The 23683-nt window shown below is 63.6% G+C and carries 21 protein-coding genes; 12 read left to right on the top strand and 9 right to left on the bottom strand.

Going from position 1 to position 23683, the window contains the following annotated elements:
* Positions 1 to 6 precede the first annotated feature (6 nt).
* Entirely contained in the window at positions 7 to 402 is a 396-nt protein-coding gene (locus Q4I23_RS09645) for a hypothetical protein (RefSeq protein WP_498526079.1), read from the bottom strand.
* A gap of 1296 nt (positions 403 to 1698) precedes the next feature.
* On the opposite strand from Q4I23_RS09645, the gene Q4I23_RS09640 reads away from it, so the two are divergent.
* The 4 genes from Q4I23_RS09640 to Q4I23_RS09625 all read left to right on the top strand — a co-directional run bounded on the left by Q4I23_RS09640 (position 1699) and on the right by Q4I23_RS09625 (position 6083).
* Entirely contained in the window at positions 1699 to 4155 is a 2457-nt protein-coding gene (locus tag Q4I23_RS09640; protein ID WP_498526078.1) for a hypothetical protein, read from the top strand.
* A gap of 246 nt (positions 4156 to 4401) precedes the next feature.
* Positions 4402 to 4827, top strand: a complete 426-nt coding sequence (locus Q4I23_RS09635; protein ID WP_498526077.1) for a Ros/MucR family transcriptional regulator — start codon at positions 4402 to 4404, stop codon at positions 4825 to 4827.
* Between the two features lie 367 nt (positions 4828 to 5194).
* A complete protein-coding gene (locus tag Q4I23_RS09630) occupies positions 5195 to 5557 on the top strand; it encodes a hypothetical protein (protein ID WP_498526076.1) in 363 nt (120 codons plus the stop codon).
* Positions 5558 to 5642: 85 nt separating this feature from the next.
* Entirely contained in the window at positions 5643 to 6083 is a 441-nt protein-coding gene (locus Q4I23_RS09625; RefSeq protein ID WP_498526075.1) for a hypothetical protein, read from the top strand.
* Positions 6084 to 6167: 84 nt separating this feature from the next.
* Here Q4I23_RS09625 and Q4I23_RS09620 read toward each other — a convergent pair whose 3' ends face one another.
* A complete protein-coding gene (locus tag Q4I23_RS09620) occupies positions 6168 to 7280 on the bottom strand; it encodes a hypothetical protein (protein WP_498526074.1) in 1113 nt (370 codons plus the stop codon).
* Positions 7281 to 7654: 374 nt separating this feature from the next.
* On the opposite strand from Q4I23_RS09620, the gene hxsD reads away from it, so the two are divergent.
* From hxsD to hxsC, 3 genes are all read left to right on the top strand, one after another.
* Entirely contained in the window at positions 7655 to 8011 is a 357-nt protein-coding gene (gene hxsD / locus Q4I23_RS09615) for a His-Xaa-Ser system protein HxsD (protein ID WP_498526073.1), read from the top strand.
* Positions 8012 to 8087: 76 nt separating this feature from the next.
* On the top strand, positions 8088 to 9533 hold the full coding sequence (gene hxsB / locus Q4I23_RS09610) for a His-Xaa-Ser system radical SAM maturase HxsB (protein WP_498526072.1): 1446 nt from the start codon (positions 8088 to 8090) through the stop codon (positions 9531 to 9533).
* Positions 9533 to 10714 carry a His-Xaa-Ser system radical SAM maturase HxsC gene (gene hxsC, locus Q4I23_RS09605; RefSeq protein ID WP_498526071.1) on the top strand — a complete coding sequence of 394 codons (1182 nt, stop codon included), beginning with the start codon at positions 9533 to 9535 and terminating at the stop codon, positions 10712 to 10714. The genes hxsB and hxsC overlap by 1 nt, the downstream gene beginning before the upstream one ends.
* A gap of 286 nt (positions 10715 to 11000) precedes the next feature.
* On the opposite strand, the gene Q4I23_RS09600 is transcribed toward hxsC, so the two are convergent.
* Positions 11001 to 11300, bottom strand: coding sequence for a hypothetical protein (locus Q4I23_RS09600; RefSeq protein WP_498526070.1), 300 nt, complete (start codon positions 11298 to 11300; stop codon positions 11001 to 11003).
* Here Q4I23_RS09600 and Q4I23_RS09595 point away from each other — a divergent pair.
* Positions 11299 to 11475, top strand: a complete 177-nt coding sequence (locus Q4I23_RS09595) for a peptidoglycan-binding protein (protein WP_498526069.1) — start codon at positions 11299 to 11301, stop codon at positions 11473 to 11475. The two genes, Q4I23_RS09600 and Q4I23_RS09595, sit on opposite strands and share 2 nt — an antisense overlap.
* A 143-nt stretch (positions 11476 to 11618) precedes the next feature.
* Positions 11619 to 13031: an MBL fold metallo-hydrolase gene (locus Q4I23_RS09590; protein WP_498526068.1), complete on the top strand. Its 1413-nt coding sequence runs from the start codon at positions 11619 to 11621 to the stop codon at positions 13029 to 13031.
* Positions 13032 to 13152: 121 nt separating this feature from the next.
* Here the strand turns inward: Q4I23_RS09590 and Q4I23_RS09585 are convergent, their stop codons facing one another.
* The 6 genes from Q4I23_RS09585 to Q4I23_RS09560 all read right to left on the bottom strand — a co-directional run bounded on the left by Q4I23_RS09585 (position 13153) and on the right by Q4I23_RS09560 (position 20717).
* The gene (locus Q4I23_RS09585; RefSeq protein WP_498526067.1) at positions 13153 to 14871 is read right to left on the bottom strand and encodes a protein kinase family protein; all 1719 of its coding nucleotides are present in this window, start codon (positions 14869 to 14871) and stop codon (positions 13153 to 13155) included.
* Between the two features lie 9 nt (positions 14872 to 14880).
* Positions 14881 to 15585: a hypothetical protein gene (locus tag Q4I23_RS09580; RefSeq protein WP_200483977.1), complete on the bottom strand. Its 705-nt coding sequence runs from the start codon at positions 15583 to 15585 to the stop codon at positions 14881 to 14883.
* Positions 15586 to 15611: 26 nt separating this feature from the next.
* Positions 15612 to 16445 (bottom strand): vWA domain-containing protein, encoded by an 834-nt coding sequence (locus Q4I23_RS09575; protein ID WP_498526066.1) that lies wholly within the window; start codon positions 16443 to 16445, stop codon positions 15612 to 15614.
* Between the two features lie 440 nt (positions 16446 to 16885).
* Positions 16886 to 18004 (bottom strand): nuclease-related domain-containing protein, encoded by a 1119-nt coding sequence (locus tag Q4I23_RS09570; protein ID WP_498526065.1) that lies wholly within the window; start codon positions 18002 to 18004, stop codon positions 16886 to 16888.
* A gap of 10 nt (positions 18005 to 18014) precedes the next feature.
* A complete protein-coding gene (locus Q4I23_RS09565) occupies positions 18015 to 19514 on the bottom strand; it encodes an SH3 domain-containing protein (RefSeq protein WP_498526064.1) in 1500 nt (499 codons plus the stop codon).
* Positions 19515 to 19772: 258 nt separating this feature from the next.
* The gene (locus Q4I23_RS09560) at positions 19773 to 20717 is read right to left on the bottom strand and encodes a LysR family transcriptional regulator (RefSeq protein ID WP_498526063.1); all 945 of its coding nucleotides are present in this window, start codon (positions 20715 to 20717) and stop codon (positions 19773 to 19775) included.
* Between the two features lie 161 nt (positions 20718 to 20878).
* Between Q4I23_RS09560 and Q4I23_RS09555 the strand changes: the two genes are divergently transcribed.
* The 3 genes from Q4I23_RS09555 (at position 20879) to Q4I23_RS09545 (ending at position 23609) form a co-directional block, all read left to right on the top strand.
* A complete protein-coding gene (locus Q4I23_RS09555; RefSeq protein WP_498526062.1) occupies positions 20879 to 21982 on the top strand; it encodes an MFS transporter in 1104 nt (367 codons plus the stop codon).
* Positions 21983 to 21999: 17 nt separating this feature from the next.
* Positions 22000 to 23034 carry an aldo/keto reductase gene (locus Q4I23_RS09550; protein ID WP_498526061.1) on the top strand — a complete coding sequence of 345 codons (1035 nt, stop codon included), beginning with the start codon at positions 22000 to 22002 and terminating at the stop codon, positions 23032 to 23034.
* A 62-nt stretch (positions 23035 to 23096) separates the two neighbouring features.
* Complete coding sequence (locus Q4I23_RS09545) at positions 23097 to 23609, top strand: helix-turn-helix domain-containing protein (protein WP_498526086.1); 513 nt, start codon at positions 23097 to 23099, stop codon at positions 23607 to 23609.
* Positions 23610 to 23683 lie beyond the last annotated feature (74 nt).

Genomic DNA, 23683 nt, shown 5'->3' with positions numbered 1-23683 from the left:
CTGGGACTACCAGCCAACACGCTGACGGCCCTCAGCGGTGTCCCAAGCGGCCGCCCACAGCTTCATCGCAGCCTGGAAGCCGAGCAAGGCCTCGGCCGCGTCCTCTACCGCGTTCGTGCACGCCGCCGTGCCGTTCGACAACTGTATGGACGCCGTCAGGCCGTGGGCCGCCTCGAGCCACCGACCGCGGAACGGCCCCTCATTGAAGATGCCGCCCTCAGCTGCCTGCTGTCGCAGCTGAGCTGCTGTGGCGCGCAGGGCCAGCTCGATCCGCTCCGGTGGCAGCTTGACTGCTTCAGAAGTGAAGGTCAGGTGCACCCCATTCCACAGGTCCAGATCGACCTTGTGCCCTCTGCCCGGAAGCGCGTGCATCCCGATGCAGCGGAGTTCGCCGTTGGCCAAGCGCCCCAGCAGATCAGCGGCGAGTGGTGCTGCTGACCTTGAAGGCGCCGTCGGTGCCTTCTGCCTGCGCCTGCTTGCAAGCTGGATTACCTCTCCCATCGCCGCTCCCCGAAACGCAAGGCACCGAGCGCCGGTGCCTCTAGCATCGTGCCCCGGTTCGGTTCTCTGTGCCATAGAAAATTGTTGATGGGCCACAATCCTTGCGATCAGAGTGACGGTGTGGAGATCGCGGTCGAAGAGTGACGGCACCTTCGGCTGCCGAACCCGGCCAGTGCAGTGTGCTCGTGGTTGTTCAGAGCGCGGGGGTGGCCAGGGCGCGGTGATGTCGTGGCCTTGTAGAAGCAGCTCGGTCGACACCGTGGCTAGGAGATCCCATCGGGAGAAAACAGCTGACCGGTAGCGTGCGCCTGTGTCGGGCTGCCGCTGGACAGCGGCGCGCACCATGCTCCGGGAATGGCATTGGAGCTTGAGAGGAATTTTTGCATACTGTTTCCTTATATTTCATGGGCTTATACGAAAAATAAGGGCCAGAATAAAAGAGAACTAGAAACCGGTTGTGAGGGCGCCGTTAGCCTGGGGTGCGCGGACGTAGATTCGGACCGGATTAGCAGAACTCCGAGGGACTGCCGACAGTCATGGCACATGGCGCGTCTCAGGCTCCGTTCCAGCCGGTCGTTGGGCGACGCGCGGCACTCTCCGGTGAGAGGAACCGCCGCTGGTCGCGTCAGCAACGAATTTTCGTAGACTATCTTTGTAAAACAATGGTTTATGCGCCAGTTCAGCCCCAGAATAAAAGAGAATTAGGTAGCCTGCTAAGGTGTCCTGTATGTCCCTCGGACTGGCAGGCCCCTTCGGGCCGTGCCAGCCCCCGCAGAGCGCGTCATTGCCTAACGCCTGCGAGCGGAACTCGCCTGATGTAGCGACCCGGCGGAGCGAGGACCGGGACATCTCTCTGGTGCGGCTTCTCTGCCGGGGGGTGACCAGTGGCTTGGTGCCTGGGTAGGTCGAGTTGGGGATCAGCTTGACCTATCCACGGACGGTCTGCGCTGGAGGCAGGGTCTGCCGACCCAATTCTCTTTTATTCTGGGGCTTGAGTTTCTTGTAAAGTACTGAAATTACACATTTTCATACGAAAAAATCGCCTGCCTTGCAGTCTGCTTCAGCGAATGTCCGGGGCTCGGGCCAGCCGACATGCCGACCTGAAGGTTACATGGGCTTAGGAGGCCGATCACGAGGTCCTTGCGATCAGAGGTCGCATGCCGAACACTGGTACAAGGTTCCCCTGAGTCCACCACCATGGCACGTACGCGCAACATCACTCATCCCCGGCCGAACACAGACCACAAGGGTGTCGTCGCGACCGCGCGAGGGCGAGCCGAGGATTGGGAGAAGGGCCTTGGTGTCGTTGCCGCCCTCGACGTGGAGACCTCCCTTGCTCGACCAAGCATGGACCTCGAAGCCTGGGCGGTCTACTTGACCTTGGCGGCCTACTGGTCAGCCGGGCGCACGACAATCCGTCTGTCGGCTCTGGCGCGGTCAGCGGGGATCACCAAGAAGTCCGCCGAGGCTGCCCTGTGCCGCGCCGGTGGCTTGTCCTTCGCTCAATGGACGGAAAGCTGCAAGCGCCTGCCGAAAGGCGCGGCCTTCGTCTACAAGATCTCTGATGGGATCGTCCGTGTCGACCGCGCCCTTGACGCTTGGCGGAACCAGGGCGTTTACATCCGGCTGCCGGTCGATGTCGTCCGTGCGGCACCGTCGGCTGCGGCGTTGCGTCTGTTCATCGCACTCGAAGGTGTTGCCGTGCGGCGCGACGAGAACGCTTGGCGTTCCTGGTCACGCGAGCGTCTGCGCAGCCTCCTCGGCTTGCCGCCCGCGGCCGACGTCGACGCTGAAGTCGCCGACGCTTTGCTGTGGGCACACCCGAGGGTTCGTGCCGATCGACGTGTCGTAGTCGATCACGACGGTGTGCTGGCCGTGGCGGCCGAACCAGCGAAGCAGCCGGTGGCAAAACTGATCACCGACGGTTTCAACCCTCTCACCAGCTACTCAGCCCCGTACGCCAGCAGGGCTGCACTCCGCGCCGTGAGGGTGTTTGACGGCCCGATGCAGGGTCAACGGATGGTCTTGCCGGGACTCTGGGCCCACCGCGCCGTCCACTACCTGTGCGCTGTGGGCGCTGCTACCACCGGAGAGCAGCTCATCGGCCAATGGCTGGTCTATGTTCACGCCCTTGATCGGGGCGTGAAGCCGCTGCTGGCTGTGCGTGCGGACCTTTCCGATGGCGTCCGGCTCGCTTTCTCAGCCTTCGTGGACTCCTTAGCCCGCCTCGCGGTCGGCGGCCAAGCGTGGCTGCTGAGCGCAACCGAGGTGGACGTGGCCAAGGCCGCTCGCGTGCGCCGCTGGCTGTTTCGTAAGGGCTATGCCGGTGCCAACATTCACGCTTGGACTGACGACGGCCGCGTGATGACCGAACCCATGTGGAGGCAGCACGAGGTTGAGCTGGACCGGGCTGCTCGCGAGGACTTCAGGAAGGAGTCGGAGATCAGGACCATGAAGGCGGCCGAAGCCGAACTGTGGCATGTCGGCCGCCCGGTTCCCATTGACCTGCCTCCGCTTCCCGTCAGCACCGGCGCCATGGGTGCGTTGGCCGCTCCGGTCACGGTGGCGAATGCCGACGTCGTGACCGAACAGGACATCCCCTCGTTCCCCCGCGTCGACGCCAAGGATATCCGGCGCGCACTGGCAAAGCTGATCAGCGAATCCACCAGCGACGCCGAGCGGACCCTGGGCCGTGTCGCCATGGCCTATGCCCGCGATCTCGCTGACGCTCCTCGTCGCTTGATGAAGGAAGTTCTTCGACGAGATGGCCTGCCGCACCTTGGCCTTGCCCAAGCGGTCCTTACCCGTGAACACCCGCACGCCGGAGATACCAGTGCTCTCTGGCGGAGGGCATTGGATGCGATGGCCTGTGAAGGGGATGGCGACGATCTGGAAGAAGCGCAGCGTCGCGCTGCGCGCCTGCTTGCAGATGCGCTGCGCGACGCTCAGGACGCCGTGGTCGAAGAGACGCAGTCGCGAGCTATGCTCCGGGCGGATCTGCTTGCACGAGAGAAGGGCGAGGAGACCGCAGCGTCGTTCCCTGCACCGGGCATTGAGCCAGACGTGGACGCCACCTTGGTTTCAGTCCCGACCGCAGCGGAGCCGTTCCGGCCGTATGCGCTCGTTACCAGGCCGTTCAGGGGCTTCGGTGCCGGGGTGGCCACCCCCATGACCACTGTTCCGGTTCCTGTAGCCCCGCAGCCTGACGTAGCGCCGACAACAGCCGCGTCCCCGGCGATGAAGTCGCCAGTCGTGCCGGTCGCCAACGGTACGTTGGCGCAGCTGGAGCAGGCGCTGGCCTTGCTGTCCGCCAAGCAATCATATAGCGGGCCGCTGAAATCCTTGACCAAGTTCTACCTGCCCGCGCTCGCCAAGCGGTTGGGGGAGGGCAACGAGATCCGCGCCAAACTGCGCATGTGCATCCTGGTTCACGCTGAAGGGATACCGGAAGGCCTGCGCTGTCCGGAAGGAGCCGAACGCGCGGCGTTTGAACAGGCCGTCGTGATGGTTGCTGAAGCGATGCGGGCCAGCGACCACCGCGACGATCGCGAGAGCTTGGCCAACGCTGTCGGTGACCGTTTGCGGACGACCGTTGAAGCTCTTGCCGAGCAACTCGGCCTTGGTCATCTCGTCCCCGATGTCGAGGTCGGCTAATCATCGTCTGCTCAGGCGCTGGTGGCGATCATCTCAACAGCTTCCTTCAGTCGCGCTGACATGAACCTTGAGGTGGAGGTTCTGATTGGGGGCGTGATTTTTTTGCAAGATCCCCTTGCGCCTGAATCCGATCATGAATCAGAATAAAGATTAGATGGCGCTCGCAAGCTAGTAGCATTGGCCGTTGTGGTGCTTTGCGATCCGTAGATTTCATCGCAAACGTGATGCATGAAAGAGAGACCGGTTATGGATTCTAAGATCAATCTTCCTGAGCAAGCTGCTGACGTTACCTCGATGACCGCAGCGATCGTTTCTGCGTACGTGAGTGCGAACCGTGTCCAGCCGAACGAACTTCCGGAGATGATCCGCGTTGTTCATGCGGCTCTCTCTCAGCTTGGGCAGCCGACGGCTCCCGTTGAGCAGAAGCAGAAACAGGAGCCTGCGGTTGCAATCCGCAGGTCGGTCACGCCGGACTACATTGTCTGCTTGGAAGACGGCAAGAAGCTGAAGATGCTGAAGCGCCACCTTCGGACCACCTACGGCATGTCGCCGGAGGATTACCGGGCCAAGTGGGGACTTCCCGCTGAGTACCCGATGGTCGCTCCAAACTATGCCACGCGACGCAGCGAGTTTGCCAAGCACATCGGTCTCGGTCGCAAGAAGGCGGCCTGAGGTGGGCAGGGTGGCCAGCCATGAACCCGTGGCTGGCCAGGTTGATGTTCGACGGTCCGGTGCGGGCAAGAAGACTGTCCCGCTCACAGACAGACAAGCCGTCGGACCGCCTCCTCGATCCCCTCAGCCGTCGCGCCCCGCTCCATGTTGAAGCGCACCGCGCCCTTGTCGAAATCCGAGGGGACGCCTGCGCCCTCCAACGCCGACGACAGCCTTCTGCTTTCGGCGTGACAGGCCGACCAGTGGAAGCAGTGTCGCCGTTCGCCTGAGCCAGAAGGTCGGCGCCGACGAACTGCGGCACCACCCAATAGGAGGTTGTTAACGCCTGATCACCGACTTTCCGGTCCGAGCAGGCCAGGAGAGTCCAGTGAGCATCAAGGAGAACCAACACATCAGCATCCGCCTGTCCATCACCCGGCATGGGGTGTCCGGCTGGCGATGGACGATGCTGCTGACCTCGGACGACGATGCCGTGGCGGCGGCCGCTGAATTCCGTTCCGGCGAGGACGGGCGCGGCACCTGGATGCGCATGGTCGGCGACGCGGAGTGGACCATGGTGACGGCGCCGGAGAAGCGCACCTATCCGGCCGATGAGGAGGAGGCGAGGGCGGAGATCGCCGGGGTCTGCGTGGGCGCCGCCGCCGAACTCGTAAGGCGCGGGGTTCCTCTGAAGGGCAGGGACCCACACCACGACAACTTGGCAGAGATGGTTCCCGCGGGCAGCTGCTGAGGTAGGCGTTGATGTTGGCGAAAGACGACAAGGCGTCGCTGGACGAACGGTGGCTGCGCCTGTTTGACATGGAAATCAGGAAAGCATGGGTGCCGACATGACGGAGGACCTGCGGCAACAGATCCCCTCGTCGCTCAGCGACATCATCCGACGGCGCCGTGACGAGTTCGAGGTCGGCTTGGCGAGCGCCGAGGAGCTTGCCGCGGTTGACGGCTCGATTGATGCAGATGCGGCGGTGGCTGCGACGCTCGACGACTGGTGGGCTGTCGTACTGCGCGACCTCACCGAGGATCGGTACCTGTTGCTCGTGTATGGAGAGAACTCCGAGACGGGGAAGCTGCGGCGGACATCCGGCGTTCGGATCCTCGACTTGGATCGGATGCTGGTGCGCACTCAGGACGCCGTCTATGCCCTTGGCAAGCCTGCCAACGGTAACCCGCCGTTCGAGATGATCTTCGACATTTGCGCGGAGTTCCACCGCCGCGGCTTGGGCGAGCGCTATGGCGTGCCGCAGGTGTGGGAGTAAGACCGAAAGACGCCAGTGCGAACAGCGCCAGTGTGGATGGGACCGCGCGGGCGGTGGATGTTGTCCTGCTTGGTCGGCGTTGTCTTAGGGCAGGCGCGGCAGCACAGTCGCACCGGCTTCGATCGCCTCCGCCAACCACGGCTCAACGGATGCGACCGGCCGCATGCGGAGCCAGCGCCGCCGGTCGGGATCCCACTTGCAGTCGCCATCGAGCTTCATGGCCTCCCGGACCTCGACCGCGGGCGCAGCCGGGAAGACGAGTTCCAGGCCGTATTCAGACTGCTCGATGCAGACAGCGGTTCCAGCTTCCGTGGTGTAGCTCAATCCTTCGGCGATGGCCCGTTGGACGGCTACGGCGCGGGCTTGCCGGGCGGTCTCCTCGGCTTCGCGCTCAGCGCGCCGCTCGACCAGCAGGTCGGCCAGCCACTCAGGCGGTTCCTCGAGCGTGCGGTAGCCCGCGCCTCCACGCGGGCCGGGCGCCTCCTCCAGCAAGCCATGATCGGCAAGGCGGCTCAGCGTTGCTGACCGTTCGGCCTTGGCTTGGCGTCGCTCGCGGCGCGGCAGGTCGCTCTGGTCGGCAGCCCAGGCCACTGTGGTGAACCGCAAGCCTCCGGGGAAGCGCTCATAGATGTCGGCTGCCACGTCGCGCAGCGATGCCGTCCGATCGGCGGACGCCGCCAACAGCAACATCATGTGCCTGTTGAACGGCCAATCCGCCCGGCCGACCAAGCCGCAGGTCCTGCACTCCCAGCGCCCGGGATCCGCCAACGGCACCTCCGGCATACAGAGGCGGCTGCGGCAGAACTCCTCCGACCCCGGCTCCGGCACCGCGGTGCCGGAGCCTGCCAGAAGCTGGCGGATGGCTTCCACAGGGGACGGAGCGATCCCGGACAAGGCCTGCACGATGTCGGGTGGCAGCCTCACATGGACCGATGCCGTCCCGTCCTCGACGGCACGTTCTTGGGAGCGGCGCTGTGCCAAGCGGTTCTTGAGTGTCCGCCAAACATCGGCCGCAAGCAAGGCGGCGACCTTCTCCGCAGAGAACGTCTCATCGAAATCGTCCGACGCAGCCTCCTCGAGAGCGCCAAGTGTCGCGCCACCGGCGAGCGCCGCTGTGTCCGTGTCCTTCAGAATGCGCCGGGCCTCTTGGAGGATCTCGGCTGCCTCGTCGCGTCGGACGGTCCGCCGTCGCGCCATGGAACGCCCCAATGAACTGCTGATTGCTCAGCAAAATGGACCAGGGGCCAGCGTCGGCAACAGGTGCGTTCGGCGAAGGGGGCGGGTGCAAAAGCTGCGCTCTCAGCACATGTGGCTGCACCGGCTCGTAACCGATCGGTCTTCATGGTATCGCCAAGCAACGTCGATGCCGTGGCAAACACCATTGAATAAGGCATGTCTCAGTAAATTCTTGTAGGGGAGGAATACTCCCGTATGCAGATGCCACCCAGCGCGAGCATGATCTGTCACACGCCTCAAAATTGGTTGAAAGACGCCTTAAATTTTGCGACCGTTTGCCGTCCGAATAGGCGGCTTGGCCTGATGCTAAACGCCCGAGCCATTGATCGAGAGCCATGCCTGACGTTGCCGTTGTATCCGATCAAAGCAACCCGGCGCCTCCCTTCGGCATCGAGTTTTCGCTGTGCGTCGACACGGCCGTCTTCCCGCGGGAGGTGGTGCTCCGCACTTGCTACGCCTTCACCGACCGCTGTCATTTCTGGCTTCAAAGCGAGGGTGTCTCCTCAGTTCTGATCGGCTTTCGCCGTAAGGAAGCGGCGGCGGATCTCGATCACCTCAAGGGTGAGTTCGGGAACGCCCTGATCGATTTCGGTCTGCGGGCCAGCATCGAGGCGAACACCCGTACCGTCAGGGATGCCATCGTCACGGCCGCGCTCGTGGAAGCGGGCGGCCCTTCGGCGACTCGGCGGTAAGGGGCTGCCTGTGGCTGGACGTGCACCGTTCTCCCCCCTGAATGAATTCCGACCGGTGGGGCAGGGGTATCGGCACTTGCCGTTCCGGTTTGCGCGCGTCCCCGGTGTCGCTGGCAAGGTGCTGGTGACGTCGGAGGTCGGAGAGTTCGAGTTTCTGACCGAGACGGAGTTCCGTGCCTTTGCCGCGGGCGTAATGGATCAGGCATCCGACACCTACGCGAACTTGCAGGCCAAGCACTTCCTGGTGGAGGGGGATGCCTCGACCGCCATCCGGCTCGTCGCCGCGAAGTACCGCACGCGCAAGTCCTTCCTGCGATCCGGCCCGGCGCTCCACGTGTTCGTCGTGACGCTGCGTTGTGATCACTCGTGCCGATACTGTCAGGTGTCGCGGCGGGCACCCGACGAGTCGTGTTTCGACATGTCCGAGGAAACGGCTCTGGCGGCCATTGACCGCATTTTCGAGGCGCCGTCCCGGACCATCACCATCGAGTTCCAGGGGGGCGAGCCACTGCTCGCGTTCCCCAGGGTCCGGCAGATTGTCGAAGCCATCGAGGAGCGGAACCGGTCCGAGGGCCGTTGCTTCACCTACACGATGACGTCGACGCTGCACCTCGTGGATGACGAGATGCTGGCGTTTTTCCGTAAGCACGGCTTCCAGCTGTCGACGTCGCTGGATGGCCCAGCAGGGCTGCATGACGCCAACCGGCCGATGCCTGGGCGGGATTCCCACCGGCGGACGGTCGAAACAATCGAGCGGACGCGGGCGGCCTTGGGACCACATGCCGTGTCCGCCTTGACGACGCTCTCGCGGGCCAGCTTGGGACACCCGGAAGCGATCATCGACGAATACGTCCGCCTCGGCTTCCCGTCCGTTTTCCTGCGGCCGCTCAGCCCCTTCGGCTTCGCTGCCCGCTCGGCGCAACGCATCGGCTACACGACCGAGGAGTTCCTCCGCTTCTACGAACGCGCCCTCGCGTACATCTTGAAGCTCAACCGCGAGGGGATCCGCCTTCAGGAGGCCTACGCGGCAATCCTCATCACGCACATCCTGACGCCGTTCCCGACGGGCTACGCGGACCTGCGATCGCCGACCGGCTCCGGACTGGGCGCCCTGGTCTACAACTACGATGGCCAGGTCTACGCCTCGGACGAGAGCCGCATGCTCGCCGAGATGGGCGACCAGACGTTCCGGCTCGGCAGTGTTCATGACCGGTACGCCGACCTTATGGCATCCGAAGCGATGCAGGTGCTCCTTGCCACCGGCGTCGCTGAAGCGCTGCCCGGCTGTTCGGACTGCGCCTTTCTGCCGTACTGCGGCGCCGATCCGGTGTTCAACCTGACACGCGAGGGCGACCCCGTCGGACACCGGCCGACGAACGAGCACTGCCGGAAGCACACCGGCCTGTTCCAGATCCTGTTCCGCCACCTGGCCGAAGCCGACCCATCGATCATGCGGACGTTCCTGTCCTGGGTGACCCATGGGGCGTCGCACGGCCCGTGGGATGAGCAGGAGGCTGCCTGATGCTGCCGCTGCACACCCGCGCATCCGTGTCCGGCGGCCTCGCTCACCCGCTGCTCAAGGTGCTCGATCTTGATGAGGCGCTCCGGGGCTCTGTTCCCTTCGACCGCGTGGCGGTGCACCTGCCGTCGGACGGCCCAGAGGTGGATCCCGCCGCCCTGGCAGACCTCGGTTTCGCGGCGGTGCTGCGGCAGGATGGACAAGGCACCGCCGATATCCCCGTCATCCACTCTCTGGCCAACGCCGAGGTCGTCCGCACAGGCGACGCGATCCGCATCAGGCCCGAAACCGGGCAGGTGAGCGTCCTCTACCGGCGAGGCGCGAACGCCAACTCGCTGTTCCTGACCGAGCGGTGCAACAGCCGCTGCATCATGTGCAGCCAGCCCCCGCGCGACGAGGACGACACTTGGCGGGTCAGCGAGCTGCTCGAGCTGCTACCGCTCATCGACACCAACCTCGACCAGCTGGGTTTTACCGGGGGCGAGCCGACACTGCTCGGCCCCTGGTTGCCGGAGCTGATCAGGAGGTGCCGGGCCGTCCTGCCGCGGACCAAGCTGCACATCCTGACCAACGGCCGGAACTTCTCGGAGGCGGCCGTGGCAGACTCGGTCTCCGACGCTGTCGGGCATACGGTGTGGGCGATCCCGCTGTACGCCGACGTGCCATCCCGCCATGACTTCGTTGTCCAGGCGCACGGCGCGTTCGATGCGACCGTGAACGGCATCTACAATCTTGCTGAGCGCGGGCACGCCATCGAGCTCCGGTTCGTCGTCCATGCCCAGACGCTGCCGCGCATGGAGCGGTTCGCCGAGTTCGTCTACCGCAACATGCCCTTCGTGTCGCACGTCGCCTTCATGGGGATGGAGCCGATGGGCTTCGCCAAGGTGAACCGCGACAGCCTCTGGGTGGACCCGGCCGACTACGCTCTTCCGCTTGCCCGCGCTGCCTGGCACCTCCAGGACCGCGGCATCACGACGTCGATCTACAACGTTCCCCTCTGCGCGCTGCCGCGGTCGGCTTGGCCGCTGGCTCGGCAGAGCATCTCCGACTGGAAGAACGTCTACGACCCGGCATGCAACGGCTGCGCTGTGCAGCAGCGGTGCTGCGGGTTCTTCGCGTCCTACGGCCCGGTGTGGCGCAGCCGGGCGATCCAGGCAATCAGGTTCGAGGAGGCAGCCCAATGAAAAAGAACTGGACCGATTACCTGAAGCAGGTGCTGGGCTGGAGCGGCTCCGCCGCCGCCACTCTGTCGAGTGCCTGGTCGCCCGCGGAGGCCGCACCGGCGGGCGCCGCTTTGCCTGGAATCCATCCGTCGGACACGCGGCTCCAGCCGCTCACCTTCGCCGTGCCCAATCGTCTGGACGGACCGGAAATCTACGTCGGTCACCGGAGCCATTCGAGTCACCGGAGCCATAGCAGCCATCGATCGCACTACTCAGGGTCCGGGGGCTCCTATTATCCCTCGCCATCCTATTCAGCGCCCAGCACTTCCACGCCGTCGACCAGCAGCTCGCCGAACCCGTTCTCCACGACGCCGACGTCTCCGCCATCCGCAGCTTCGCCGTCGGCTCCGACGTCCTTGACACGTCCGCAGGGAACGCCACCTCCCCCTCCCGCCAGCACGACGTCGACGGTTCCGGTGCCATCGTCCGGAAAGGGGAACTCGGCATCGTCGACCGCCACGCCATCCACAAGCGGGTTCCAGCCGGAACAGGGTGCACAGACGACCACGCCGTCGCCCCGGGCAAGCCAGCAGGACGCCATCATCATGGCGATGCGGGTCCAGGTCGAGCTGACCAGGCTCGGGTACTACAAGGGCAAGGTCGACGGGAAAATGGGAGCGGGCACCAAGGAGGCGCTCCGAGCCTTCCAGCGCGCTCAGGGGCTGCCCGCGACCGGATCGATGGACAATGGAACGCTGGCGAAGCTCGGGATCATTGGGTGAGCGATCGGATACAAAGGAATGCTATTTGGACACCAAGCTGATGCCCAGCGAATGCCTAAGTAGAGATGGCCGTCGCAAATAACATCACAACGCCTTCCGTGCAAAAATGATGCCCGGATAGCCGCAATGGAGCTTCCCTGAACGTGAGCACCACGAATAATATCCTGCATCGGCACCGTCGTGTCCAATACCCCGTCGGTCACGGATTTTTCCAAGTCGGCTCTATCGAGAGCTTTGGCGCGGACCGGCGCAATTTTATCTATGCGTTTGATTGCGGTGGGCCGCCACGGAAGCCAGCTATGCTCTTTGAGGGCATTGCCACACACCGTAAGATATGCTCTGGCAAGCGCTTGGATGCACTCTTCGTCTCGCATCTCCACGCCGATCACGTCTGGGGCTTGGACAAGCTCCTTGGGTCTGAGGGTGCCGAGACAGTCGTTCTGCCATATCTGCCGCCGATAGAGCGTCTCGCACTCGTGCTTGAGGCGCTGGCCGAGGACTCCGGCATGGCGGCCCTTGAACTCGTCGCTGATCCTGTGGGCTTCTTCGGCCGCCGCGGGACCGACCGGATTCTCATGGTCTTCGGTGGTCCGTACGACCCCGGCCCCGAGCCCGAAGGCGAGGTGGGCTCGCTTGACATGGGCCCTACCGGCCCTTCCCTAGTGGCCGATCGCAGGTGGGGACCAAAGCCCAGGGACGGTCATTCCGATGCCTACTATCAGAAGGCTGGGTTTGACCTCGCGCTAACAGATGGCATCCCGCAGCAGCTTCGGGCTAAGGAAAAGCGGCCTGCAACGGTGGAGATGATTGCCCATTCCCAGTGGCTTGCTCCCCGGGGCGCCGGGTTCCCCTGGCGTTTCTTGACGTACGTGCGCCGTGCTGACGAAGCCAAACTAGCTAAGTTCCGGGCTGCGCTTGGCCCTGTGCTGAAGCTGGCCGCAGCAAAGGGCAAGGGGAAGGCTGAACTCGATCTGCTCCAAAATGTGCTGATTGACCGAGCTCTCCGCGAAAAGATGCGCCAGGCTTATGACGAGATTCATGGCGCCCGACTCCTGAACAGGACATCGCTGTGCCTGTTTTCTGGGCCGGGCAGGGCCGGACGAGGCACGGGCAAATGGCGTCCGGGTATAGGATCAATAGAATGGGGGTGGTCCAACGGATGGCATTGGCGTGATGAATTTCACCATTATGGCCGCACACATGACCTTGAGGGTGGGGCAATTGGATGGCTGGGGAGCGGAGATGCTGAGTTGACGCCCGAAGCTGATGCCATTGACTTCCTCAAGCATTATGAACGTATCGTCGATGATGTGCTCACCTTTGCCGTCCCCCATCATGGTTCGGCCGAAAACATTTGTGATGTTTTGTACCGTGGAGCTCATGGGGACCCAAAACCCCTCCGACCCGGATGCGTTTACGCCTGTACGCCCAGCAAGTCAAAGCACCATCCACATCCAGCAGTACGTCAGATGCACTGGGAGCATGGCATTCAACTAAGAACAGTAACTGATGCAAGATCTACTGTGATCTCAGAGGTCTTTGAGTTTGTGCCCTAGCATTTTGCCTCCGCCCCCCCCCTCTGTCCAGACTAGGTCGGGCAGAGGGGGGTGATGAGTTTGGCGAACTTCTGAGATCGCCGCGCAGAAAGGCATCCTTCAGCCAACCGATCCAGGCAAATCACCTTGCGCCCATCAGTAGGATGAGGATCCCAATTCCAATCCACCAAACCCAGCTTGGGATACCAGAACCCTTAGGCGGCGGGGGCTGGTACGTGGGTGGAGGCAACGTCACCTTGGGACTAGAGGAACGGGGGGCGGTACCTGGACCGCTGGAGGTTTTCCGGGCACTTCCAGAGAGGCTTGCGAGAATAGCCTCATTCGGCGTCATCTGCGGAGTGCTACCGCGTCCGCTTGACAGCTTCTGCTGAGCCGAAGCGACGGCTACGGGGCTGCCCGCGGGGGTCGGCTTTGTGCTGGAAGGCCTGGAGGCTCCGGTCGGCCGGACACCAAGTCTGGATAGGACATCCTGGTTTGCCGATCCTGTGCCAACGCCTGGGTTGACTGCTTTGCCTCGGCTTGCAAGGCGGCGCTTGGCCTCACCCTCGTCGATGACGCGCAGCTGGTTGGCCTCGGTCAGCGTGATGCTGAGATGCGTGTAGCCATGCTTCTTGTTCTCAAAGGGTGGGTCCACCAAGCCCGTGACGCTGATCCATTTCCCAACCCATGAGGCGTCGGGTGCCTGCGTCAGCTTCTTCAGGCCGTCGGACCAGATGTTCACTTTCGCGACGCGGCCCTTCCAGTGGCCGAAGTTCAGGAACACGTATGGGCGGCCGTACTTCGTCCGGTCCACCTTCACTTCTACGATGCGCCCGATCATCTCGACTCGATCACCAACGGCCCGAAGTACGCCGCCGAAGTCGGTGGCGTCCACGACCGGGTATGCGCCAATGTAGACTGCCGCTGTGGGGGCTGCGACGCCTGCGGGGCGCGTCAGCGAAATGATCTTCGCCGGTATGCTCCGCCCAGCAAGGAAGTCTTCAAGCGTCGGGACAGCAGAAGGAGCCGCTGCGCAGATCTGTGCGAGGTTGTCTGTATCGCGGGCGAGCGTCGAGATCCCTTTTAGCTGGGCAAACGCTTCCGACGCCGCCGGGTCGGCATAGTCCGATGCCGTCAGGATGATGTTCTCGCCGTTGGAAAACCTCTGGAACAGGTCCGGCCTTTCCTTCAGCGCCCTGAGACTGAGATCGATGGCAATGAAGGAGAAGCGATCCATCGTCGGCCCGAAATCGGCCGCTGAGCGTCTGGGGTGCTGAAAGTGCTTCTGCCCGATTTCGGTTCCCTGTCCGACGGGCAGGCCTGGGACGTACATGCCGTCGTAGTCGATGAGCTTCAGGGACCCATTGACCAGCACGTTGCCGTTCTGGAGATCGCCATGCGCCACCCCTTTGGAGCGGAGGAAGGCCTCGAGATCGCGGAACTCGGTGATTAGCTTTCCGATCGCCGCCGCGTCCCGGTAACGGGCTTCAATGTAGGCTCCCAGAGTCTCGCCACTGGCCCAATCCATCTTGACGATCGGGAGGCCGCGACCGTTAACACGGACTCCTTCGGGCTGGTATTCGAAGCCAACGAAGTAGGGCTTCCCAATAGACCCCAGTGATTGGCTGATGCGGGCGTACCGTCCCTCGAGGCCGTTGGTGGACTTGTGAAAGCAGCGGACTGCGTAGCGATGACTGCCTGCCTCGACGGTGTAGGTCAGCGCAAAGCCGCCCCCGAGGGCGATTGGGTAGCCAAAGCCGTTGGTCCGGACTTTGCCCGATCTGAGGATGGTATCGGTGAAGGCCGTCGAGGGGTTCTGTACCGCCTCGTTGAACTGGTCGATTGTGGGGTAGGCGCTCATGGCGGCGGTTCACTGAAACACGAGCAGGGTGGTGTCGTCGCGCCGCAGGCGCCCAGCCGCGCGCTCGGCATCGACAAGCGAGCGGAATTGGAGTTTCGTGCGCAACGAAAGCAGAATTGGCAGGCGCTCCCTTCTGTCTTCTAGGAGCCAAGCCCCGAGCGCGTCCGTCATGCAGAGGATTCGCGGCTTTGGAAGGCTGGACAGGTCCCAGCATCTGTGGGCAGATCCGCTCAACAGTTGATTTTGGACGTCGGCGTTCCGCTCCATCAGTGTCGAGATCAGAAGCGGGTTCTGTCTGAACTCGTCCGCCTCTGCATAAGGGAAGGAATCGATGACAGCCTCGCCGTCCGCCAGAACGGCGAGGCTGTCTCCGATGGCCAGCACCTCGGCTCGCCTGCCCGCGCCTGTGAACCGGAGACCGAGCAATGTGGCGAAGCTGCCTCGATCATAGGCGGCCTGCGCGCTCCATGACATCGACTCGCGGTCGAAGTGTGAGGCAAACAGACCGCAGGCGGCCCGCAGCCAAACCGCGTCAATACGTTGGTTCGCTAAGAATCGCTGGGTCACGAGGCGTGCCCAGAGTGCTGGTGCGTAGGATTCGGAGGCGCCATCGCTCACCGCGTAAAGGCCTCGGTAGGCATGCCCATCCGTGGCATCCTCGTTGCGATCCGGGCCGCGGCGCTTCGGCACGGAATCAACGAACCGCAAGAACATTGGCGGCTCCTCATCCATGATGACGTCTAGCGCAGGTTGCTAGCTTGAGTGCCGATGTTGAAGAAGTCGGCGATTCCCTCGATTCCCGCTTTATAGCCGAAGAAACGAGACTCCGAGTTCACATCGTAGCCCTTGCTCCGCGCGGCATCGATCAAGTGAGGCGGGAAGTTGCTGGACATGCGGAAGAGCATCCGGGAGTGCGCGTCGGGAAGAGCCGTCTCCGAAGACGGGAAGATGATTGCCCCGCCTTCCGCCGTGTCGATGTGCAGATTGAAAAGGAGGCAGGCTCCATCGTTGGTCGAGATTTGCTTGAGGGCTTCTGCGATCTGGGACGGGTCGCCGTCCGTGGACTGTCCATCGGTGACATGGATGACTGTTGGCGGATATGAGTCTGGATGGGAGTCGCACCATGCCACAAGAACTTCGGCCGCCTTCCGCATCGCATCGCACATCGGTGTGCCGCCGGAATTCACCGGCTCGAACCACACCGGGAACTTCACACTCTGTTCAACCAGCCCACCGGCTCCGTCATCGACTTTTTTGCGTCGCTCTTCGACCCTGAGCGGGGCCGCTTCAATGGCTGCGAGAGGATGGAGAAAGCCGGATGACAGCTGGCCCTTAAATCCAGGCAACACGCCACTTCCGCCATAGGCAATGACCCCCATGTCGAAGTAATTGCGTACGCCCTCAGAGCGCGTGCAACGGGTAATGACCTGGACCAGCGTTTTGTTCAGCACGTCAGCCACGAATTCCGCTTTCGAGCGTCCTGTCTCCATCCGCTCGTCCATGGAAGCGGACTGATCAATGACGAACAAGAAGCAGGTTGGGTTTGCTCGGCTGATATCTGCGCCGTAGGACATCACGCTCTCCGGGTTGTGCCGCGTTTGCTGGTGACGGTTATGCTCGCTCACAGGATACCACCCTCGCGCGATTGCTCGTCAACCTTCAATGAAGAAGAGTTACTTCGAACACAGGAGGCTCTCGGCACTGTCGGCAGTGCGTCACGCCATGAAACCTCCTCGAACCGGGCACTGCTGGCCGCTCCTCAATCACAACACGGTCGCTATGTCGGGGAGCGCCCAGCACCAAGCGGACAGTGTTCCGCCGAGAAATCCGCATACTGCGTGTGAATATCAGTATCAGCTCGCGATCGTGATAAAAAATGGCAGGAGACTGCCAAGTCTAATGTTTGCGACACACTGATGAATACTGAGTAAGTATTTAGGTCGGCATCTGGGCTTTTTTGGGGTGGTGAATTTTCTTGTACTGTTACTTATTTTGGATAATCTCAATAATCCTATTAGGAATCGAGGGTGCCTTTGCTGAACATATCTCTGCCAACGTAGTTCGGGCTGGCGGGGTTCATGAACCCGGTCGGATTCATTGGATCGTTCATGTCACTGAACATCGACGTGGTGCGACCAAGGCGGACCGCCCGCAATGGTGCCAGAGTTACTGAATCTTCGTCCGGTTCGTCGTTCTGGGCTGGCCTTGTTCTTTTCTCTTCAAGCCGCTGGCTGTGCTGCGCGCGGAGCGCTTGCTTGGCTTGACGGCCAGATTGCGAAGACAGATCCCCCCATGCTCGTTTGGTTTCCTCGTCCGGAGTGGAGTCCCGATCACGCGCGACCAAGCCAGGGAGTTCGTCGAGGGTAAAGACCCCCTCGGGCTTACCCTCAGGGAAACGGGCGCGAGTAAAAACGACGACCGAACGGAACGAAGCGCGGCTGTAGGTGCCGCGAAGAACACTGAGGTGGTGTTCGTTCTGATGCAATGGATTGCTCAGTGTCTTTGTGCCATGTCGTTTTACCTGACGCCACTCGGTGTCAGCGACTTGGCCATAGACGTCTCCAGTCCAGCCCTTTGTCTCGACGACCCAGATATGGCTGCCCACCAGAGCGAGGTGATCGACCTCGGTGTGGTGGCCGCGATGCGGCACGTAGATCTCGTGTAGAACAGGAATGCCAAGCCGTCTGAGGACCTCGTCGACCTCAAGTTCAGCTTGGTGCCCGCTTTCCCTGCGTGCTGCCTCTGCGTCCTCGGTTGAGATCCTCGGTGTGGCTGCACTCGATCGCTCGCGCCAGTGCGGCCTTGAACGGTCAGCTGAGGTCCTGCGGGTGGTCCTGGCGCTTCCAGTGCCGAACTTACGCCAGAGCAAGAAGGCCACGAAAGCGGCAAGTCCCCAGCCCCAGTAAGTACCGGAACCGCTGGTCACCCGAGGAGGTTCATGGTGCTGAACGGCAGCAGGAGTCTGGAGCAGTGGAGGGGCGGCCGCGACGGGTGGGGGGCTGGGCGGCGGGCTGCGATACGCTTCCTCGACGATGATGTTGCTCAGGTCGCGCGGCGCCGCGACGGCCTCTGCGGTCGTCACCAGGCCGGGCAGCATTAGGACGGCAAGGGCAAGCGGACGATACCGTTCCATGGTTCCCCCCTCAGAAGCGGCCGGACTGCTGGACAGCCTTGCGGCGGACAGCGTTCTGGCGGGCGTCCTCGATCTCCTGCTCCAGCTGGCGGAAGACCTCGGGAACCTCATAAACCAGGAATGGACCCGTCATGTGCTTGCTGCCTGCTCGAATGACGACATCACCGCGCCGCCAGACGTGTTCTTCGTCGAAGCCTGAGTGACGAACGGAACTCGGGCCGTACTTCTGCTTCAGCATCTCAACGAGACGCTGACCGTTGAGGACATCGAAGTTGCTGAAGATGTACCGGGCGACTGCGAACCGGGCTCCTTTAGCGTACCCGACTTCAAGCTTGATCGCCCCGTCAAGCAGGCCCTTTCCGTCGTACAGGTCGAACCAGGTCCGATAGTTCGCCAAGCCCTGCATGTTGTAGCGTCCAGGCCATTGATTGCTGCCGTTGCCGACATCGCGTGCGCCAAGCGCTGAAAGGGCCTGTTGCATGGTCGGCCGATCAGCTGTCGTAAGGGAGACACCGAAAAGTTCGAGTTGCTGGCTACCGGCAGATCGCACGCTTGCCGTTGCGGGTCGCTGGCCGTCCCCTGGCGTAGAGGCTGCCAGGGTGGACTGATTCATCCACCCGATCACTGCGTCCGGGGTTGCAACCATCGACCACTCGCCCCGGCGCACCAGGACATAGACCGGTCGATCCTGTTCCATCTGCGCGACCACCTGAGCCTTCAGCGCGGGTTCGGTCCTCAGATTTGCTTTGGGCGACTCCACCGCCATGACCTTGTCGGTCTTGTACCCGAGGTCGATCTCTCCGGCTCGCCTCCACCTGTCCCAACCGGCCAATGCGGAAAGGGGCACCGGCTGCTTCCCACCGGAAAGTGTCTCGAGCAGATGGCGCAGTTGAATGGCGCGCTCATCTCCGGCTGAAGCGGCGGTCTCGATAAGGCGGGACGCCTGTTCGGAATCCTCAGGCACGCCTCGCCCTTCCAGGTGCAGCATGGCTAGCAGGGTCGTGGCGTCCATGTGCTTCGCACTGGCTGCCAGACGCAGCCACTCGGCGGCCGTAGCGGGATCCGGTGGACCGCCGATTCCAGCGTCGAGCAGGAGGGCAGCTTGGTACTGCGCTTCGACGACACCGTCATCACCGGCAGCCTTCAGCCACCGCCGGGCATCGCTCTGATCGGTGTCCTGGCTCGGGTGGCGTGAGAGCAGGATCCCGAGGCCGAGCTTCGCGCCGACATTGCCCTGTCGGGCAGCCTTCTCCATCCAGATCCGAGCCTGCTCCAGGTCCCGTTGCACGCCTCGACCTGAAAGGTAGAGGGACCCGAGATGCGCTTGGGCAGCTGCGTTTCCAGTGGTGGCAAGGGGGAGGAGCTCCTGAGCGGCTGTGGTGAAGTCGCCGCGCTCGTGTGCTTCCTTCGCCTCGACCAGCCCAGCGGAAGCCGGAGCGGCGTTGACGAGAGACACACCCAACGCAGCCGCCGCGAAGATGTTTTGCCGTAGAAACGTGGAAAGGGGCATCGAAGCGCTAGGTTGTGGTGGGTGCCAAGGGTGCCCCAGAATAGGCGAGGGCAATCCCGACGCATATAGCATTTATCGTGTTTGAGTGCCGAGTTGAGCCCGCCCGCCTTCATGCGTGAACGCACCAAAATTGACGAAAAATTCATGTGAAATATGTATGATGTAACGATGGTACCGTATATGTCCGGGTGAGCAGGGACCTGTTGACCGGTACGACCTCAACGTCGGCGGGTTGCCTCTGATCCGGCCACGAACCGTTCAGGTCCACATTTGCCCTTCTGACGGTACGTCTTCGTGATCGGAAAGGCGGCATCGGCTTGCCAGGAAGTCCACGAATGCGCGGACGCGGGCGGGTAGCGGACTGGCGCCGCCGAGATAAACGGCGTGGATGTCCTCGCAGTCGCCGGGATTCAGGTCCTCAAGCACCGGCACGAGGGCACCGGCGGCGATGTCGGGGCCAACGTGGAACCGCGCCAGCCGCGCCATTCCCACACCGCCCAGGGCGAGCAGGCGCGCCACATCTCCATCGCTGGCGCGGGCAACAACCGGCGCTACGTGGTGCTCGATCCCGTCCTTGAGCTGGAAGGGCCAGCCACCGATGATCCGCGGGAAGGTCCAGCCGATCCCTTGATGGTGGGCGAGTTCGCCGGGATGTGTGGGTGTCCCGTGCTCCCTCAGATAGGCGGGCGACGCGACCACGACCATGCGGCTGCTGCCCAGCTTGCGGATCATCAGGCTGGAGTCCCGCAGTGGGCCAACCCGGATCGCCACATCGGCCCGCTCCTCCATCAGGTCGATGACGGTGTCCGAGAGCACCACGTCGATGGTGACGCCGGGATGGGCGGCCAGGAACTCCGGCACGATCGGCATCAGATAACGCATGCCGAACGGGATGTTGCTGTTGACGCGCAGGTTCCCTCGCGGCGTCGCTCCGGCTGACGCTTCCCGCTCCGCCTCCTCCATCTCGCCAAGAATGCGCACCGAGCGGGCGTAGAACGCCTGCCCCTCCGGCGTCAGGCTGAGGCGGCGCGTCGACCGGTGGATCAGCCGCATACCGAGCCGCGCCTCCAACCGCGTGATGAGCTTGCTGACGCCCGACGGCGTGAGGCCGCAGGCGCGAGCCGCCGCCGTGAAGCCACCGAGATCGACGACCCGCGCGAAGACCTCCATCTCGGCCGCCCGGTTCACCTCTAGGCGCGTCATATTGTTGACCTTAAGTCACAGAAGCTGAGAGTAGCAGCACTCTAATTCACATTAGCGCAATCGACTATATCGCGTCCGAACCGATTGGAGGCGCTCGATGCCCGTTCCTGTTCTCGCGCTGTCCGCCGGTGCCTTCGGCATCGGCACTACCGAATTCATCAATGGGCCTGCTGCTCCAGGTCGCCGACACCATGCAGGTTTCGGTTGCGGCAGCAGGCCTGCTGATCTCCGGCTATGCGCTCGGCGTCTTCGTCGGCGCACCGGTGCTGACCCTCGCCACGCGCCGCATGCCACGGAAGGCGGTGCTTCTCGGACTGATGGCGATCTTCACCCTGGGCAACGCCGCCTGCGCGCTGGCGCCGAGCTACGAACTGCTGATGGCTGCGCGGGTCCTCACCTCGCTTGCGCATGGCACCTTCTTCGGCGTGGGCTCCGTCGTCGTCACGGGCTTGGTCGCCGAGGAGAAGCGGGCGTCGGCCATCGCGACGATGTTCACCGGGCTCACCATCGCCACGCTGCTGGGCGTGCCGTTCGGTGCCTGGATCGGCCTGCTGCTCGGCTGGCGCGCGGCCTTCTGGGCGGTCGCCGGGATTGGCATAGTGGCCTTCGCGGTGCTTGCGCAGTTCGTGCCCGCGGGCGTTGGGCAAGGCCAGCAACCGGCACCGTTGCGTACCGAACTCGCCGTGCTCGGCAGGCCTCAGGTTCTGCTCGGGCTGGCCATGACCGTGCTGGGCTTCGCCGGTCTCTTCACGGTCTTCACCTACGTGCAGCCGCTGCTGACGCGGCTCACAGGCTTCCTGGAGAGCGCCGTGTCCCCGATCCTGCTGGTCTTCGGCGCCGGGCTCTCCATCGGCAACCTGCTCGGCGGGCGGCTGGCCGACCGCAATCTCCGGCGCGCCCTTATCGGCACGTTGGCCGTGTTGATCCTGGTGCTGGTCCTGCTGGGGCCTGCGGTCTGGACGAAGGCGGGCCCCGTAATCGCGGTCGGCCTGCTTGGCGCGGCCGCCTTCGCCACCGTGGCACCGCTCCAGCTGCGTGTCCTTCAGGAGGCCGGACCCGAAGGCCAGACGCTCGCCTCGAGGCTGAACATCGCCGCCTTCAACCTCGGCAACGCACTCGGCGCATGGCTCGGCGGAGTGACGATCGAGCACGGCCCCCGGTTGGCTGCGCTTCCCCTGGTGGCCGCCGTCACGGCTATGGGGCTGGCCGTCGCGCTCTGGAGCCTGTGGCTCGACGGTGCCCACAGGCAAACCGCAATCGCTTGAGAATGGGAGACGTGGACATGGAATACCGTACACTCGGCGCCTCGGGCCTCAAGGTGCCCGCCCTCAGCTTTGGAACCGGCACCTTCGGCGGCAAGGGAGCGCTGTTCTCCGCGTGGGGCAACAGCGACGTCGATGATGCCCGGTGGCTGATCGACATCTGCCTCGACGCGGGCGTCACACTCTTCGACACCGCTGATGTCTATTCGGACGGCGCCTCGGAGGAGGTGCTGGGCGCCGCCATCCGCGGACGGCGCGACCGGGTCCTGATCTCGACCAAGACAGGCCTGCCGATGGGCGATGGGCCGAATGACGCGGGCGTCTCCCGCCACCGGCTGATTGGCGCCGTGGATGCGTCCTTGCGGCGGCTCGGGACGGACTACATCGACCTGCTCCAACTGCACGCCTTCGACGCCTTCACGCCGGTGGAGGAGGTGCTGCACACGCTGGACACCTTGGTCCGCGCCGGGAAGGTCCGCCATGTCGGGGCCTCGAACTTCGCGGGCTGGCAGCTGATGAAGTCGCTCGCCATCGCCGACCACCATGGTTGGCCGCGCCATGTCGTGCATCAGGTCTACTATTCGCTGACCGGGCGTGACTACGAATGGGAGTTGATGCCGCTCGGGCTCGACCAGAAGGTCGGTGCGCTCGTCTGGAGTCCGCTTGGCTGGGGGCGGCTGACGGGCAAGATCCGGCGCGGCCAGCTGCTCCCCCAGGGCAGCCGCCTCCACGACACCGCGCAGTGGGGGCCGCCCGTCGATGAGGAGCGCCTCTACCGGATCGTCGACGCGCTGGACGTCGTGGCGGCCGAGACCGGGCACAGCGTTCCCCAGGTGGCGATCGCCTGGCTGCTCAAGCGGCCGACCGTGTCCTCGGTGATCATCGGCGCACGCAATGAAGCGCAACTGCGGGACAACCTGGGTGCGGTCGGCTGGGCGCTCGAGCCCGAGCAGATCGCACGCCTTGATGTGGCCAGCGATGTGATGCCCGCCTATCCCTACTACCCGTACCGCACGCAGGAGGGATTCGCCCGGCTCAACCCGATGCCCGTGTAGGCTGTCGGACCGTTCCTAATGGCCCGCGCCAAACGGGCAGTAACTAGAGCGACGGAACGGGCCTGAACGGCGCCATCGCGCGGGAGGTCGGCGTGTCGTTGCCGACCGTGCACCGCTGGCAGCGCCGCGTCCAGGAGGACGGCATCAAGGGGCTGTTGCGCGACGGGCGCATCTTGTCGCGCATCCCGCCCCTGGCCCCGGATATCGTCGAGCGCGTCATGGAGATGGCGCTCAACGAGCCGCCCGGCGAGGCGACGCATTGGAGCAGCCACACCATGGCGGTGGCCAGCGGGGTGAGCGGCACCAGCGTGCGCCGCATTTGGCGCGCCCGTGGCCTCAAGCCGCATCGGGTGCGCACCTTCAAGCTGTCGCGCGATCCGCAATTCGTCGAGAAGGTCCAGGACGTGGTCGGGTCTGTGCACGAGGCCCCGCCACAACACGCGCTGGTGCTCTCGGTGGGCGAGAATTCGCAGACCCAGGCCCTGGAGCACACCCAGCCGGGGCTACCGCTGGCCAAGGCCTGCCTGCCATCCATACGCACGACTTTACCCGCCATCCTTGCAATGAGCAGTTAGAGCCCTTTCAGGGGTTACCGATTCAGAAGGAGTTTACGGCAACTGGGCTGCGTGATTCACCGTCCTCGACGGAT

The sequence above is a fragment of the Azospirillum sp. UFLA03-27 genome (genome assembly GCF_059803775.1).
Note: the sequence above shows the minus strand (reverse complement) of the source record. Positions and strands in the feature narration are given on the sequence as shown.